The sequence below is a fragment of the Actinomycetospora sp. CA-101289 genome (genome assembly GCF_050955895.1).
In the GTDB taxonomy this organism is placed as follows: Bacteria; Actinomycetota; Actinomycetes; order Mycobacteriales; family Pseudonocardiaceae; genus Actinomycetospora.
This window is the reverse complement of sequence record NZ_CP192093.1, coordinates 4,394,314-4,410,438: the sequence shown is the minus strand read 5'-3', so window position 1 is coordinate 4,410,438 and position 16,125 is coordinate 4,394,314. Positions and strand designations below refer to the sequence as shown.

6 protein-coding genes, 1 tRNA gene and 5 rRNA genes are annotated in these 16,125 nt (G+C 64.5%); 8 read left to right on the top strand and 4 right to left on the bottom strand.

All coding sequences use genetic code 11. The features are described 5' to 3' along the window. Nucleotides 1-117: 117 nt before the first annotated feature. From ACQPX6_RS22000 to ACQPX6_RS21990, 3 genes are all read right to left on the bottom strand, one after another. Complete coding sequence (locus ACQPX6_RS22000; RefSeq protein WP_433782539.1) at nt 118-732, bottom strand: SRPBCC family protein; 615 nt, start codon at nt 730-732, stop codon at nt 118-120. Continuing rightward, a complete protein-coding gene (locus tag ACQPX6_RS21995; RefSeq protein ID WP_433782538.1) occupies nt 732-1,085 on the bottom strand; it encodes an ArsR/SmtB family transcription factor in 354 nt (117 codons plus the stop codon). Before ACQPX6_RS21995 ends, ACQPX6_RS22000 begins: the two co-directional genes overlap by 1 nt. A 55-nt stretch (nt 1,086-1,140) precedes the next feature. Beyond that, nucleotides 1,141-1,213, bottom strand: a tRNA-Arg gene (locus ACQPX6_RS21990). 62 nt (nt 1,214-1,275) lie between these two features. Between ACQPX6_RS21990 and ACQPX6_RS21985 the strand changes: the two genes are divergently transcribed. From ACQPX6_RS21985 to rrf, 4 genes are all read left to right on the top strand, one after another. Further along, on the top strand, nt 1,276-3,396 hold the full coding sequence (locus tag ACQPX6_RS21985; protein WP_433782537.1) for a cytochrome c oxidase assembly protein: 2,121 nt from the start codon (nt 1,276-1,278) through the stop codon (nt 3,394-3,396). Nucleotides 3,397-3,844: 448 nt separating this feature from the next. Beyond that, a 16S ribosomal RNA gene (locus ACQPX6_RS21980) occupies nt 3,845-5,376 on the top strand. 414 nt (nt 5,377-5,790) lie between these two features. After that, nucleotides 5,791-8,917: ribosomal RNA gene (locus ACQPX6_RS21975) — 23S ribosomal RNA — on the top strand. A 122-nt stretch (nt 8,918-9,039) separates the two neighbouring features. Next, a 5S ribosomal RNA gene (gene rrf, locus ACQPX6_RS21970) occupies nt 9,040-9,156 on the top strand. Nucleotides 9,157-9,439: 283 nt separating this feature from the next. On the opposite strand, the gene ACQPX6_RS21965 is transcribed toward rrf, so the two are convergent. Then, nucleotides 9,440-9,613, bottom strand: a complete 174-nt coding sequence (locus ACQPX6_RS21965; protein ID WP_433782536.1) for a hypothetical protein — start codon at nt 9,611-9,613, stop codon at nt 9,440-9,442. Between the two features lie 480 nt (nt 9,614-10,093). On the opposite strand from ACQPX6_RS21965, the gene ACQPX6_RS21960 reads away from it, so the two are divergent. From ACQPX6_RS21960 to ACQPX6_RS21945, 4 genes are all read left to right on the top strand, one after another. After that, a complete protein-coding gene (locus ACQPX6_RS21960; protein ID WP_433782535.1) occupies nt 10,094-10,435 on the top strand; it encodes a DUF6247 family protein in 342 nt (113 codons plus the stop codon). Then, nucleotides 10,436-10,684, top strand: a complete 249-nt coding sequence (locus ACQPX6_RS21955) for a hypothetical protein (protein ID WP_433782534.1) — start codon at nt 10,436-10,438, stop codon at nt 10,682-10,684. 368 nt (nt 10,685-11,052) lie between these two features. Beyond that, a 16S ribosomal RNA gene (locus ACQPX6_RS21950) occupies nt 11,053-12,583 on the top strand. A gap of 414 nt (nt 12,584-12,997) precedes the next feature. Beyond that, nucleotides 12,998-16,124, top strand: a 23S ribosomal RNA gene (locus ACQPX6_RS21945). The 16S, 23S and 5S rRNA genes sit together here, the layout of an rRNA operon. The last annotated feature ends 1 nt before the right edge of the window (nt 16,125 follow it).

Here is a 16,125-nt window from a genome sequence, read left to right as displayed (position 1 = left end):
ACAACCCTCCCCGACCTCCGGTCGCTCGCCCTCGTCCGACCGGGCGAGCCTGTCCGGCGCCAGTGTGGCCTACTCGTCGGTCGGTGTCGCGGGAGCGGCCTGGCTCGGGTGTCGGGCTCAGGCCTCCGGCTCCGGCACGAACTGGGCCAGCGCGGCCTGCTTGCCGCCCTCGATCTCCTCGGCCGTCGCGGCGCCGCTCGCCTCGGCCGCGGCCACCCAGCGGTCGATCGAGTGGCGGTTGAACTCGATCACCTCGGGCGAGTTCGCCGCGGCCACCGGGTCGCCGACGGCCTCGCCCCGCACGAACAGGCCCAGGCCCATGAACGCCCCGTCCCAGCCGGGGCCGACGAACAGCGCGCCGGCCGCGCTCCCGGCCATCGCCAGGGGCACCGTGTGCTCGAGCTCGAGCACCGTGTCCTCGCCGTCGGCGGCCAGGCGCAGCTCGACGACGCTGGTCTCGTGGCCGAACGTCACCCGCAGCAGGCGCGGGGGCGTGCAGGTCAGGATGTCGCCGCCGGCGTTGCCCTCGAGCTGGAAGGCGCCGCCCTCGCGGAGGTCGCCGTGCAGCGGCAGGAACCACCGCACGACCCGCTCGGGCTCGGTCAGCGCGCTCCACACGTCCTCGGGCGCGGTCGGGTAGCGGCGCCGCAGGAGCACCCGGACGGTGTCGCCCTCGACCTCGTCGAGGGCGACCTCGCGGTGGATGGCGTCGAGCTCGGAGAAGAGGTCCATCAGTCGTCCTCGGGGTCCGGTGGGGTGATCCGTCGTGCGCGCCTGCCGCGGGCGATCTCGGTGCCGAGGGCGTCGAGGCGCTGCTCCCAGAACCGCCGGAAGCGCCCCACCCACACGTCCACCTCGCGCAGGCCTTCGGCGTCGACGGCGTAGAGCCGCCGCGTGCCCTCGGCGCGCACCGTGGCCAGCCCGTTCTCCCGCAGCACGCGCAGGTGCTGCGACACCCCGGGCTGCGAGATGCCGAACTCGTCGCGGATGTGCTCGACGACCGCGCCCGAGCTGAGTTCGCCGTCGGCGAGGAGCTCGAGGATCCGCCGGCGGACGGGGTCGCCGAGCACGTCCATGGCGTGCACGAGGCGAAGGTAGCAGCGCCGACTTATATCAGTCGATACCGGTGAAGGGTGGGAGTGCCCCCGGCAGGACTCGAACCTGCGACCACGGGATTAGAAGGCCCATGCTCTATCCGCTGAGCTACGGGGGCTCGCGCGGAGCAGCGTAACCGGACCGCGGGTGCGTCCCGGCCCGTCGACCTACCCTGGGGACGTGGCCACGACGACTCCGCCCCCCGACGCGCCGGCGACCGACGCCGCGACGACGTCGCGTCCCGCCACGCCCGGCGCCCTGTTCCTGTCCCAGGTCGGTCCGCTGCTGGCCGTCGCGGCCGTGGTCGCGCTGGCGTTGAGCACGCTCTCGGGTGCCGCGACCTTCGCGCGGCTCGGGCTCCCCGACCCCGGCCCCTTGACCGTCTACGCGCTGCCCGTGGTGCGCGCGGTAAGCCAGACCGCCGCGGCCGTGACCATCGGGTTCCTGCTGCTCGCGGGCTTCTTCACCCCGCCCGCCACGTCGGGGTGGTTGTCGGCGGACGGCTACCGCGCGGTCCGCGTCGCGTCGTGGGGAGCGGCGACGTGGTCGGCCGCGTCGCTGCTGATGATCCCGCTCAGCGCTGCCGACGCCTACGGCCGGCCCGTGTCGCAGATGCTCGACGTCCGGGTGCTCGCCGCGGCGATCCCGGGCATCGAGGCCACCGGGTCCTGGACCCTCACGGCGCTCCTCGCGCTCGCCGCCCTCGCCGTGACCCGCGTCGTCCTGGGCTGGGGCGCCGCCGTCCTCGGGCTCGTCGTCGCGCTCGCCGGTCTGCTCCCGCTGGCCCTCACCGGGCACTCGGCGGGTGGCAGCGACCACGACGTCGCCACCAACAGCCTCCTCGCGCACGTCATCGCCGCGGCCGTGTGGATCGGTGGCCTCGTCGCCGTCGTGACGCACCTCGTGGCCGGCGGCCGCCACCCCGGCGTCGCCGTGCGCCGGTTCTCGGCGGTCGCCCTCGTCTGCTGGGTCGTGCTCGCGATCTCCGGCGTGGTCAACGCCTTCGTGCGGATCTCGCCCGGCGACCTCGTGACGAGCACCTACGGCGTCCTCGTCCTCGTCAAGGCCGTCGCCCTCGTCGCGCTCGGCGCCTTCGGCGTGTGGCACCGGCAGCGGGGCATCCCCGCGGTCCAGGAGGGCCGCCCCGGCGCGCTCGTCCGGTTCGCCGGGCTCGAGGTGCTGCTCATGGCGGCGACCGTGGGCGTGGCGGTGGCGCTCGGCCGCACACCCCCGCCCGCGGTCCCCGAGCCGGTCCCGACCCGCCTCGAGGCGCTCGTCGGCTACGCCGTCGACCAGCCGCTGACGCTCACGGGGCTGATCACGCAGTCCCGCTTCGACCTCGCCTTCGGCACGCTCGCGCTCGTCCTCGCGGGGCTCTACGTCGCGGGGGTCCGGCGTCTGCGCGACCGCGGCGACGCCTGGCCCGTCGGGCGCACCCTGTCCTGGCTCGCGGGCTGCCTGGCGCTGCTGGTCGCGACGTCCTCGGGCATCGGGCGCTACGCCCCGGTGATGTTCAGCGTCCACATGGGCCAGCACATGGTCCTCAACATGCTGGTGCCGATCCTCCTGGTGCTCGGCGGCCCGGTGACGCTGCTGCTGCGCGCCCTCCCGCCGGCCGGGGCGGGGGCGCCGCCGGGGCCACGGGAGTGGGTGCTCGCCGCGGTGCACTCGCCGATCGCCCGGGTGCTGACCCAGCCGCTCGTCGCGCTCGCGCTCTTCGTCGGCAGCTTCTACGTCCTGTACTTCTCGGGGCTGTTCGACGTGGCGCTCGAGCAGCACTGGGCGCACCTCGCGATGAACGCGCACTTCCTGCTCGTCGGCGCGATCTTCTTCTGGCCCATCGTCGGCATCGACCCGAGCCCGCGGCCGCTGCCACCGATCGGGCGGCTGGGCCTGCTCTTCGTCGCGATCCCGCTGCACGCCTTCTTCGGCATCGCGGTCATGAGCTCCGACGAGGTCATCGGGTCGGGCTTCTACCAGCAGCTCGAGCTGCCCTGGGTCGACCGCCTCGCCGACCAGACCACCGGCGGCGGGCTCGCGTGGGCCACCGGCGAGGTGCCGATGCTGATCGTGCTGATCGCCCTGCTCGTGCAGTGGTCGCGCGCCGACGAGCGCAGCGCCCGGCGCGACGACCGCCGGGCCGACCGCGACGGCGACCGCGACCTCGTCGCCTACAACGCGATGCTGCACTCGCTGGCGACGACGGGACGGCCGGCCGCGGCCACGGAGCGACCCGCGTCGGAAGGCGACGAGGCGGACGCCCCGCGCGCCGCGGACGACCTGCAGGAACGCCGGACCTGACCCCGGGTGGCCACGGCCCTCCGGAGTGGGGCGTACAGTGGTCGTCGCACCCGGGGAACGGACGCGATCAGCGGCCGGCCGGGAGCCGACCGGGGACTCGATCTCCGGGTACAGTTGAAGACACCGGTCAGCGCGGGGCCTCAGGGCCCCGACGACGACCGATCCCGACCGAGAACGGGACGGACCGACGGGGACCCCCCGCCACGGACCACCGAATCGGGTCGGGTACAGTGGGAATCACCGCGAGGAACCCGGCCCAATGGGTCTGGCAGAGTCGTGTGTGGTTGTCCTTTGAGAACTCAACAGTGTGCCGATGTTTGGTGTGTTTGTCCTCGTCGGCGTTGCAGGGCTTTGGTCTTGTGGTGTCGTGGGGTTTCTTTGAGTGTGCCCGGCTTTGTTTGCCAGTGGGGTCGGGTGCTTTTTGCTGGGACTTTTGTTCCGATGTTTTTTGTTGGAGAGTTTGATCCTGGCTCAGGACGAACGCTGGCGGCGTGCTTAACACATGCAAGTCGAGCGGTAAGGCCCTTCGGGGTACACGAGCGGCGAACGGGTGAGTAACACGTGGGTGACCTGCCCTCCACTTCGGGATAAGCCCGGGAAACTGGGTCTAATACCGGATAGGACCTTCTGGTGCATGCCGGTGGGTGGAAAGTTTTTTCGGTGGGGGATGGGCCCGCGGTCTATCAGCTTGTTGGTGGGGTGATGGCCTACCAAGGCGACGACGGATAGCCGGCCTGAGAGGGTGATCGGCCACACTGGGACTGAGACACGGCCCAGACTCCTACGGGAGGCAGCAGTGGGGAATCTTGCGCAATGGGCGGAAGCCTGACGCAGCAACGCCGCGTGAGGGATGACGGCCTTCGGGTTGTAAACCTCTTTCGCGATCGACGAAGGTCCATCTTCTGGGTGGGCTGACGGTAGGTCGAGAAGAAGCACCGGCCAACTACGTGCCAGCAGCCGCGGTAATACGTAGGGTGCGAGCGTTGTCCGGAATTATTGGGCGTAAAGAGCTCGTAGGCGGTGTGTCACGTCGGCCGTGAAAACCTGGGGCTCAACTCTGGGCGTGCGGTCGATACGGGCATCACTAGAGTTCGGCAGGGGAGACTGGAATTCCTGGTGTAGCGGTGAAATGCGCAGATATCAGGAGGAACACCGGTGGCGAAGGCGGGTCTCTGGGCCGATACTGACGCTGAGGAGCGAAAGCATGGGTAGCGAACAGGATTAGATACCCTGGTAGTCCATGCCGTAAACGTTGGGCGCTAGGTGTGGGGTCCATTCCACGGGTTCCGTGCCGCAGCTAACGCATTAAGCGCCCCGCCTGGGGAGTACGGCCGCAAGGCTAAAACTCAAAGGAATTGACGGGGGCCCGCACAAGCGGCGGAGCATGTGGATTAATTCGATGCAACGCGAAGAACCTTACCTGGGTTTGACATGCACCTGACGCGTCCAGAGATGGGCGTTCCCTTGTGGCAGGTGTGCAGGTGGTGCATGGCTGTCGTCAGCTCGTGTCGTGAGATGTTGGGTTAAGTCCCGCAACGAGCGCAACCCTTGTCCTATGTTGCCAGCGGGTTATGCCGGGGACTCATGGGAGACTGCCGGGGTCAACTCGGAGGAAGGTGGGGATGACGTCAAGTCATCATGCCCCTTATGTCCAGGGCTTCACACATGCTACAATGGCCGGTACAGAGGGCTGCGAAGCCGTGAGGTGGAGCGAATCTCGTAAAGCCGGTCTCAGTTCGGATCGGGGTCTGCAACTCGACCCCGTGAAGTCGGAGTCGCTAGTAATCGCAGATCAGCAACGCTGCGGTGAATACGTTCCCGGGCCTTGTACACACCGCCCGTCACGTCACGAAAGTCGGTAACACCCGAAGCCCGTGGCCCAACCCGTAAGGGGGGGAGCGGTCGAAGGTGGGACTGGCGATTGGGACGAAGTCGTAACAAGGTAGCCGTACCGGAAGGTGCGGCTGGATCACCTCCTTTCTAAGGAGCTTCACCGAACACTTCTCGGCTGGCGTGTCCACAGGCGACTGTTCTGTGCACGCATGGTTGTAGGGGTGGAGGGCCCCAGTACCTCCCCGTGCTCGCAGGTTCTGCCTGCGGTGCTCGAGGGATGGGAGGGGGTTGCTCGAGAAAAAGTGGAAACACCAGACAGTCCCGGCGCCGGCCCGTGTGTTCACGGGTGGGTGCGGGGCGGCACGCTGTTGGGTCCTGAGAGGACAACCGGGCTCCCGCTTGCGGGAGCTTTGTTGTGTTCTTCGGGGCGATCGTTCGTCTTGCATCATCGGTTGGTGGTGTTGGGTGGCGGTTCGTGTGGTCGTTGAGAATTGTACAGTGGACGCGAGCATCTTTTGTTTCTGTAGCGTGTTTGTGTCGTGATTTCTTGATGTGTGTGTTGGTCAAGTTGTCAAGGGCGCACGGTGGATGCCTGGGCATCAGGAGCCGATGAAGGACGTGGGAGGCCGCGATAGTCCTCGGGGAGCTGTCAACCGAGCGTTGATCCGAGGGTGTCCGAATGGGGTAACCCGGCACCCGTCATGGGGTGTCACCGCCGTCTGAATGTATAGGACGGTGGGAGGGAACGCGGGGAAGTGAAACATCTCAGTACCCGCAGGAAGAGAAAACAACAGTGATTCCGTGAGTAGTGGCGAGCGAAAGCGGAAGAGGCTAAACCCCGCCAGTGTGATAGCCGGCAGGCGTTGCTGGTGGGGTGTTGTGGGGTTCCGTGTATCAGGGCTGCCGCCCTGGTGCGGGTGTTCGTGGTGTTAGTCGAAGGCGTTGGGACGCGTCGGCGTAGAGGGTGAGACCCCCGTAGACGAAAACATCACGTTCATCTGTTGCGGTGTCCCCGAGTAGCAGCGAGCCCGTGGAATTCGCTGTGAATCTGCCGGGACCACCCGGTAAGCCTAAATACTCCCTGATGACCGATAGCGGACGAGTACCGTGAGGGAAAGGTGAAAAGTACCCCGGGAGGGGAGTGAAACAGTACCTGAAACCGTGCGCCTACAAGCCGTCAGAGCAAATGCCCACCTTGGTGGTGGGGTTGTGATGGCGTGCCTTTTGAAGAATGAGCCTGCGAGTTAGCGGTACGTGGCGAGGTTAACCCGTCGAGGGGTAGCCGTAGCGAAAGCGAGTCCGAACAGGGCGATCTGTAGTCGCGTGCTCTAGACCCGAAGCGGGGTGATCTACCCATGGCCAGGGTGAAGCGCCGGTAAGACGGCGTGGAGGCCCGAACCCACCAGGGTTGAAAACCTGGGGGATGAGCTGTGGGTAGGGGTGAAAGGCCAATCAAACTCCGTGATAGCTGGTTCTCCCCGAAATGCATTTAGGTGCAGCGTCGCGTGGTACTCACCGGAGGTAGAGCACTGGTTGGCCTAGGGGGCCTACAAGCTTACTGAAGTCAGCCAAACTCCGAATGCCGGTGAGCGTTGAGCGCGGCAGTGAGACGGCGGGCGATAAGGTTCGTCGTCGAGAGGGAAACAGCCCAGATCGCCGGCTAAGGCCCCTAAGCGTGCGCTAAGTGGGAAAGGATGTGGGATCGCCCAGACAACCAGGAGGTTGGCTTAGAAGCAGCCACCCTTGAAAGAGTGCGTAATAGCTCACTGGTCAAGTGGTCCTGCGCCGACAATGTAGCGGGGCTCAAGCGCACCGCCGAAGCCGCGGCAACACCACGTGAACACTGCTTGCCTGTAGTGGGCGTAGCTGGTGGTGGTGTTGGGTAGGGGAGCGTCATGCGGGCGGTGAAGCGGCGGAGTGATCCAGCCGTGGAGCCCGTGTGAGTGAGAATGCAGGCATGAGTAGCGATAGCAGAGTGAGAAACTCTGCCGCCGGATGACCAAGGGTTCCTGGGCCAGGTTTTTCCGCCCAGGGTGAGCCGGGACCTAAGGCGAGGCCGACAGGCGTAGTCGATGGACAACGGGTTGATATTCCCGTGCTCGTGTAGGCGCGTCCCTGGCGAATCCAGGTGTGCTAACCGCCCGAACCTGCAGGTCCCTTCGGGGACCGAACAGGGGAGCGCGGGAACCTGCCTGGTAGTAGCCAAGCGATGGGGTGACGCAGGAGGGTAGCTCCGCCAGCTAGTGGTAGTGCTGGTGCAAGCGTGTAGGCCGGTGCACAGGCAAATCCGTGCACCATGAAGGCTGAGACGTGACGCATAGCCGGTTGCGGCGAAGCAGAGTGATCCCATGCTGCCGAGAAAAGCCTCTAGCGAGTTCCTACGCGACCCGTACCCCAAACCAACACAGGTGGTCAGGTAGAGAATACCGAGGCGTTCGAGCGAACTGTGGTCAAGGAATTCGGCAAAATGCCCCCGTAACTTCGGGAGAAGGGGGGCCCTGTTCCGTGAAACCCCTTAGCGGGTTAGCGGGGTGGGGCCGCAGAGACCAGGGGGAAGCGACTGTTTACTAAAAACACAGGTCCGTGCGAAGTCGCAAGACGATGTATACGGACTGACGCCTGCCCGGTGCTGGAACGTTAAGGGGACCGGTTAGGGCGCAAGCCCGAAGCTGAGAACTTAAGCGCCAGTAAACGGCGGTGGTAACTATAACCATCCTAAGGTAGCGAAATTCCTTGTCGGGTAAGTTCCGACCTGCACGAATGGCGTAACGACTTCCCCGCTGTCTCGACCACAGACTCGGCGAAATTGCACTACGAGTAAAGATGCTCGTTACGCGCGGCAGGACGGAAAGACCCCGGGACCTTCACTACAGCTTGGTATTGGTGCTCGGTTCGGCTTGTGTAGGATAGGTGGGAGACTGTGAAGCCCGCACGCCAGTGCGGGTGGAGTCAACGTTGAAATACCACTCTGGTCGAATTGGGCATCTAACCTCGGGCCATGATCTGGTCCAGGAACAGTGCCTGGTGGGTAGTTTAACTGGGGCGGTTGCCTCCCAAAGGGTAACGGAGGCGCCCAAAGGTTCCCTCAGCCTGGTCGGCAACCAGGTGTTGAGTGCAAGTGCACAAGGGAGCTTGACTGTGAGACCGACGGGTCGAGCAGGGACGAAAGTCGGGACTAGTGATCCGGCACCTCCTGGTGGAAGGGGTGTCGCTCAACGGATAAAAGGTACCCCGGGGATAACAGGCTGATCTTGCCCAAGAGTCCATATCGACGGCATGGTTTGGCACCTCGATGTCGGCTCGTCGCATCCTGGGGCTGGAGTAGGTCCCAAGGGTTGGGCTGTTCGCCCATTAAAGCGGTACGCGAGCTGGGTTTAGAACGTCGTGAGACAGTTCGGTCCCTATCCGCCGCGCGCGCAGGAGACTTGAGGAAGGCTGTCCCTAGTACGAGAGGACCGGGACGGACGAACCTCTGGTGTGCCAGTTGTCCCGCCAGGGGCACGGCTGGTTGGCTACGTTCGGGAGGGATAACCGCTGAAGGCATCTAAGCGGGAAGCCTGTTCCAAGATGAGGTCTCCCACCCTTCGAGGGTTAAGGCCCCCACCAGACCAGTGGGTTGATAGGCCAGACATGTAATCGCCGCAAGGCGTTCAGTGGACTGGTACTAATAGGCCGAGGACTTGCCCACACACCCATCAAGGGTCACGAGCAAACCTTCGAAAGCGCTGCGTAACAAATACTCGCGTCCACTGTGCATATCCCAGCGACCACACACCCCACCCCACACTCGTTGTGGGGGTGGTGGGGTGTTCCGGTGGTCACAGCGGAGGGGAAACGCCCGGACCCATCCCGAACCCGGAAGCTAAGCCCTCCAGCGCCGATGGTACTGCGACCGACAGGTCGTGGGAGAGTAGGACACCGCCGGAACACCCGACCACCCCCACATATACATTCACTCCCCAGAAAAGGGGCGGCACTCCCACCCAGGAGCACCGCCCCTTTTTCTGTGTCCGGCCCCGTCGCGGGCTCGGAGGAGTCACGGCGTCGCGGCTCGCGCCGTCGCGTAGCTCGAGTCGCAGTCCTCCGCGCGGTGCTCGACCTCGGGGGCTACGACCCCCGACTGCACGGCGACGGCGACGACCTCGCGCGTCAGCTCGCGACGCCGGGCACGCGGCCCTCACGGTGCGGGAGGCCGGCGGCCCCAGCAGGCTCAGCGCTCCTGGTCGGCGTGCGCCCCGCCGGCCTGCTCGCGGAGCAGGCCGCGGTTCCCGGCGAGGAGCTCGACGTCGGTGGGGCCGGCGGCCTCCTCGCCGCGCCTGCGGCGCTCCTCGACGATCCGCAGCAGCGTGACGACGAGAAGTAGGTGACCAGCGCGGTCAGGCACCACCGCGTTCCCCTGGCCCGAGCCGGGGACGCGTTGGGCCGGGTAGCACGCCCCCGCGTCCCCGTGATTGGTCGCTCTGATCCAGAACCGTTCAGGGGACCGGCCGATCCGAGAGGGTCGTCGACGCGGCGCAGCGCGTGACGAGCGCGGTGTCCCCGGGACACCCTGGGACCTTCGGAGGCCGCACCTCGCGCGCGCCGACCACGGGCGACGGCGGCCTCGAGCACGCGGACGACGTCCACACCCACGAGCTCCGCCGCGCCCTTGGCGCCTGCCTCCGCCACCCGCTCCTTCGCGGTCGCCACGGCGCGCCGACGGTCACCTGGTCAGTCGCGCTCCGTCCGGCGCCGAAAGGTCTCGACCAACAATTCCGACCGCCGTCGCTCCGATGCGACCGTGGCGGGAGTGGTGCGGCGGTGGGGAGTGCGGACGCCGGTGGGAAGCCGCGTCGGCGTCGCCCGGCCGTCGTAGGCTGACGGAGTGACCGCCGCAGCATCGTCCGTCCCCCCGGGGGGCGACCACGCGCGGAGCTGGGCCGAGGCGTCGCCGGCCGAGGTGCGGAGCGCGCTGGCCCCGGAGAGCGCGACCGAGTTCGACCAGCAGTGGCGAGCGGCCCTGGCCCGTGCCGCCGACACCTACGACCTCGGTGTCGTGCACGGGTGCCTGGAGGCCTGGCGGCGCGTTGCCCGGGTCACCGCAGCAGCGGGTGGCGTCGACGGTTACCGCGCGCTGCAGGACGCGGCCTCCGACGCACGCGACGCCCTGGAACCCGGCGTATCGCGAGCCTCGTGGCGCGAGGTGCGCGCCGGCCTCGGTCTGTAGGTGACGTACGAGGTCGACGTCGGCTCGGTGCGCGGGGAGCTCGAGGCCCTGCCGCGCGAGGCGCTGGTGGCGCTCGCCGAGGTGCTCGACGTCCTCGAGGTCGTCCCCTGGTCCGGCGACCCCCTCGTGGACCGCAACCCCGACGGTGCCGTGCGGACGATGCCGTTCGGCAGCACGGGGTTGGTGACCTACGTGGTGGTCGAACGACTCGGTCGCGTCGACCTCCTCCAGCTGCACTGGGTGGGGTAGGGACACGGGGAGACGCCGGGTCGACGCCCACGAGCTGCGGCGACGGCGTACCCACCCCCCGGTGCGAGGCCTCCACATCGTCCGTGTACTGTTCTCCGAGTCGCCAGGGGCCAGAGGTTGAACCCGGCCCGGACGACGCAGTAGGCTAGGAAGGTCGCCCTCCGGAAGGTCTGCCCTCATCGGTAGGTCAGTACGGCGGTGTGGTTGTCCTTTGAGAACTCAACAGTGTGCCGATGTTTGGTGTGTTTGTCCTCGTCGGCGTTGCAGGGCTTTGGTCTTGTGGTGTCGTGGGGTTTCTTTGAGTGTGCCCGGCTTTGTTTGCCAGTGGGGTCGGGTGCTTTTTGCTGGGACTTTTGTTCCGATGTTTTTTGTTGGAGAGTTTGATCCTGGCTCAGGACGAACGCTGGCGGCGTGCTTAACACATGCAAGTCGAGCGGTAAGGCCCTTCGGGGTACACGAGCGGCGAACGGGTGAGTAACACGTGGGTGACCTGCCCTCCACTTCGGGATAAGCCCGGGAAACTGGGTCTAATACCGGATAGGACCTTCTGGTGCATGCCGGTGGGTGGAAAGTTTTTCGGTGGGGGATGGGCCCGCGGTCTATCAGCTTGTTGGTGGGGTGATGGCCTACCAAGGCGACGACGGATAGCCGGCCTGAGAGGGTGATCGGCCACACTGGGACTGAGACACGGCCCAGACTCCTACGGGAGGCAGCAGTGGGGAATCTTGCGCAATGGGCGGAAGCCTGACGCAGCAACGCCGCGTGAGGGATGACGGCCTTCGGGTTGTAAACCTCTTTCGCGATCGACGAAGGTCCATCTTCTGGGTGGGCTGACGGTAGGTCGAGAAGAAGCACCGGCCAACTACGTGCCAGCAGCCGCGGTAATACGTAGGGTGCGAGCGTTGTCCGGAATTATTGGGCGTAAAGAGCTCGTAGGCGGTGTGTCACGTCGGCCGTGAAAACCTGGGGCTCAACTCTGGGCGTGCGGTCGATACGGGCATCACTAGAGTTCGGCAGGGGAGACTGGAATTCCTGGTGTAGCGGTGAAATGCGCAGATATCAGGAGGAACACCGGTGGCGAAGGCGGGTCTCTGGGCCGATACTGACGCTGAGGAGCGAAAGCATGGGTAGCGAACAGGATTAGATACCCTGGTAGTCCATGCCGTAAACGTTGGGCGCTAGGTGTGGGGTCCATTCCACGGGTTCCGTGCCGCAGCTAACGCATTAAGCGCCCCGCCTGGGGAGTACGGCCGCAAGGCTAAAACTCAAAGGAATTGACGGGGGCCCGCACAAGCGGCGGAGCATGTGGATTAATTCGATGCAACGCGAAGAACCTTACCTGGGTTTGACATGCACCTGACGCGTCCAGAGATGGGCGTTCCCTTGTGGCAGGTGTGCAGGTGGTGCATGGCTGTCGTCAGCTCGTGTCGTGAGATGTTGGGTTAAGTCCCGCAACGAGCGCAACCCTTGTCCTATGTTGCCAGCGGGTTATGCCGGGGACTCATGGGAGACTGCCGGGGTCAACTCGGAGGAAGGTGGGGATGACGTCAAGTCATCATGCCCCTTATGTCCAGGGCTTCACACATGCTACAATGGCCGGTACAGAGGGCTGCGAAGCCGTGAGGTGGAGCGAATCTCGTAAAGCCGGTCTCAGTTCGGATCGGGGTCTGCAACTCGACCCCGTGAAGTCGGAGTCGCTAGTAATCGCAGATCAGCAACGCTGCGGTGAATACGTTCCCGGGCCTTGTACACACCGCCCGTCACGTCACGAAAGTCGGTAACACCCGAAGCCCGTGGCCCAACCCGTAAGGGGGGGAGCGGTCGAAGGTGGGACTGGCGATTGGGACGAAGTCGTAACAAGGTAGCCGTACCGGAAGGTGCGGCTGGATCACCTCCTTTCTAAGGAGCTTCACCGAACACTTCTCGGCTGGCGTGTCCACAGGCGACTGTTCTGTGCACGCATGGTTGTAGGGGTGGAGGGCCCCAGTACCTCCCCGTGCTCGCAGGTTCTGCCTGCGGTGCTCGAGGGATGGGAGGGGGTTGCTCGAGAAAAAGTGGAAACACCAGACAGTCCCGGCGCCGGCCCGTGTGTTCACGGGTGGGTGCGGGGCGGCACGCTGTTGGGTCCTGAGAGGACAACCGGGCTCCCGCTTGCGGGAGCTTTGTTGTGTTCTTCGGGGCGATCGTTCGTCTTGCATCATCGGTTGGTGGTGTTGGGTGGCGGTTCGTGTGGTCGTTGAGAATTGTACAGTGGACGCGAGCATCTTTTGTTTCTGTAGCGTGTTTGTGTCGTGATTTCTTGATGTGTGTGTTGGTCAAGTTGTCAAGGGCGCACGGTGGATGCCTGGGCATCAGGAGCCGATGAAGGACGTGGGAGGCCGCGATAGTCCTCGGGGAGCTGTCAACCGAGCGTTGATCCGAGGGTGTCCGAATGGGGTAACCCGGCACCCGTCATGGGGTGTCACCGCCGTCTGAATGTATAGGACGGTGGGAGGGAACGCGGGGAAGTGAAACATCTCAGTACCCGCAGGAAGAGAAAACAACAGTGATTCCGTGAGTAGTGGCGAGCGAAAGCGGAAGAGGCTAAACCCCGCCAGTGTGATAGCCGGCAGGCGTTGCTGGTGGGGTGTTGTGGGGTTCCGTGTATCAGGGCTGCCGCCCTGGTGCGGGTGTTCGTGGTGTTAGTCGAAGGCGTTGGGACGCGTCGGCGTAGAGGGTGAGACCCCCGTAGACGAAAACATCACGTTCACCTGTTGCGGTGTCCCCGAGTAGCAGCGAGCCCGTGGAATTCGCTGTGAATCTGCCGGGACCACCCGGTAAGCCTAAATACTCCCTGATGACCGATAGCGGACGAGTACCGTGAGGGAAAGGTGAAAAGTACCCCGGGAGGGGAGTGAAACAGTACCTGAAACCGTGCGCCTACAAGCCGTCAGAGCAAATGCCCACCTTGGTGGTGGGGTTGTGATGGCGTGCCTTTTGAAGAATGAGCCTGCGAGTTAGCGGTACGTGGCGAGGTTAACCCGTCGAGGGGTAGCCGTAGCGAAAGCGAGTCCGAACAGGGCGATCTGTAGTCGCGTGCTCTAGACCCGAAGCGGGGTGATCTACCCATGGCCAGGGTGAAGCGCCGGTAAGACGGCGTGGAGGCCCGAACCCACCAGGGTTGAAAACCTGGGGGATGAGCTGTGGGTAGGGGTGAAAGGCCAATCAAACTCCGTGATAGCTGGTTCTCCCCGAAATGCATTTAGGTGCAGCGTCGCGTGGTACTCACCGGAGGTAGAGCACTGGTTGGCCTAGGGGGCCTACAAGCTTACTGAAGTCAGCCAAACTCCGAATGCCGGTGAGCGTTGAGCGCGGCAGTGAGACGGCGGGCGATAAGGTTCGTCGTCGAGAGGGAAACAGCCCAGATCGCCGGCTAAGGCCCCTAAGCGTGCGCTAAGTGGGAAAGGATGTGGGATCGCCCAGACAACCAGGAGGTTGGCTTAGAAGCAGCCACCCTTGAAAGAGTGCGTAATAGCTCACTGGTCAAGTGGTCCTGCGCCGACAATGTAGCGGGGCTCAAGCGCACCGCCGAAGCCGCGGCAACACCACGTGAACACTGCTTGCCTGTAGTGGGCGTAGCTGGTGGTGGTGTTGGGTAGGGGAGCGTCATGCGGGCGGTGAAGCGGCGGAGTGATCCAGCCGTGGAGCCCGTGTGAGTGAGAATGCAGGCATGAGTAGCGATAGCAGAGTGAGAAACTCTGCCGCCGGATGACCAAGGGTTCCTGGGCCAGGTTTTTCCGCCCAGGGTGAGCCGGGACCTAAGGCGAGGCCGACAGGCGTAGTCGATGGACAACGGGTTGATATTCCCGTGCTCGTGTAGGCGCGTCCCTGGCGAATCCAGGTGTGCTAACCGCCCGAACCTGCAGGTCCCTTCGGGGACCGAACAGGGGAGCGCGGGAACCTGCCTGGTAGTAGCCAAGCGATGGGGTGACGCAGGAGGGTAGCTCCGCCAGCTAGTGGTAGTGCTGGTGCAAGCGTGTAGGCCGGTGCACAGGCAAATCCGTGCACCATGAAGGCTGAGACGTGACGCATAGCCGGTTGCGGCGAAGCAGAGTGATCCCATGCTGCCGAGAAAAGCCTCTAGCGAGTTCCTACGCGACCCGTACCCCAAACCAACACAGGTGGTCAGGTAGAGAATACCGAGGCGTTCGAGCGAACTGTGGTCAAGGAATTCGGCAAAATGCCCCCGTAACTTCGGGAGAAGGGGGGCCCTGTTCCGTGAAACCCCTTAGCGGGTTAGCGGGGTGGGGCCGCAGAGACCAGGGGGAAGCGACTGTTTACTAAAAACACAGGTCCGTGCGAAGTCGCAAGACGATGTATACGGACTGACGCCTGCCCGGTGCTGGAACGTTAAGGGGACCGGTTAGGGCGCAAGCCCGAAGCTGAGAACTTAAGCGCCAGTAAACGGCGGTGGTAACTATAACCATCCTAAGGTAGCGAAATTCCTTGTCGGGTAAGTTCCGACCTGCACGAATGGCGTAACGACTTCCCCGCTGTCTCGACCACAGACTCGGCGAAATTGCACTACGAGTAAAGATGCTCGTTACGCGCGGCAGGACGGAAAGACCCCGGGACCTTCACTACAGCTTGGTATTGGTGCTCGGTTCGGCTTGTGTAGGATAGGTGGGAGACTGTGAAGCCCGCACGCCAGTGCGGGTGGAGTCAACGTTGAAATACCACTCTGGTCGAATTGGGCATCTAACCTCGGGCCATGATCTGGTCCAGGAACAGTGCCTGGTGGGTAGTTTAACTGGGGCGGTTGCCTCCCAAAGGGTAACGGAGGCGCCCAAAGGTTCCCTCAGCCTGGTCGGCAACCAGGTGTTGAGTGCAAGTGCACAAGGGAGCTTGACTGTGAGACCGACGGGTCGAGCAGGGACGAAAGTCGGGACTAGTGATCCGGCACCTCCTGGTGGAAGGGGTGTCGCTCAACGGATAAAAGGTACCCCGGGGATAACAGGCTGATCTTGCCCAAGAGTCCATATCGACGGCATGGTTTGGCACCTCGATGTCGGCTCGTCGCATCCTGGGGCTGGAGTAGGTCCCAAGGGTTGGGCTGTTCGCCCATTAAAGCGGTACGCGAGCTGGGTTTAGAACGTCGTGAGACAGTTCGGTCCCTATCCGCCGCGCGCGCAGGAGACTTGAGGAAGGCTGTCCCTAGTACGAGAGGACCGGGACGGACGAACCTCTGGTGTGCCAGTTGTCCCGCCAGGGGCACGGCTGGTTGGCTACGTTCGGGAGGGATAACCGCTGAAGGCATCTAAGCGGGAAGCCTGTTCCAAGATGAGGTCTCCCACCCTTCGAGGGTTAAGGCCCCCACCAGACCAGTGGGTTGATAGGCCAGACATGTAATCGCCGCAAGGCGTTCAGTGGACTGGTACTAATAGGCCGAGGACTTGCCCACA

Bases quoted from the DNA above. Each gene is read 5' to 3' on its own strand.
- ACQPX6_RS22000 (WP_433782539.1), bottom strand. From the start codon at position 732: ATGGACCTCTTCTCCGAGCTCGACGCCATCCACCGCGAGGTCGCCCTC.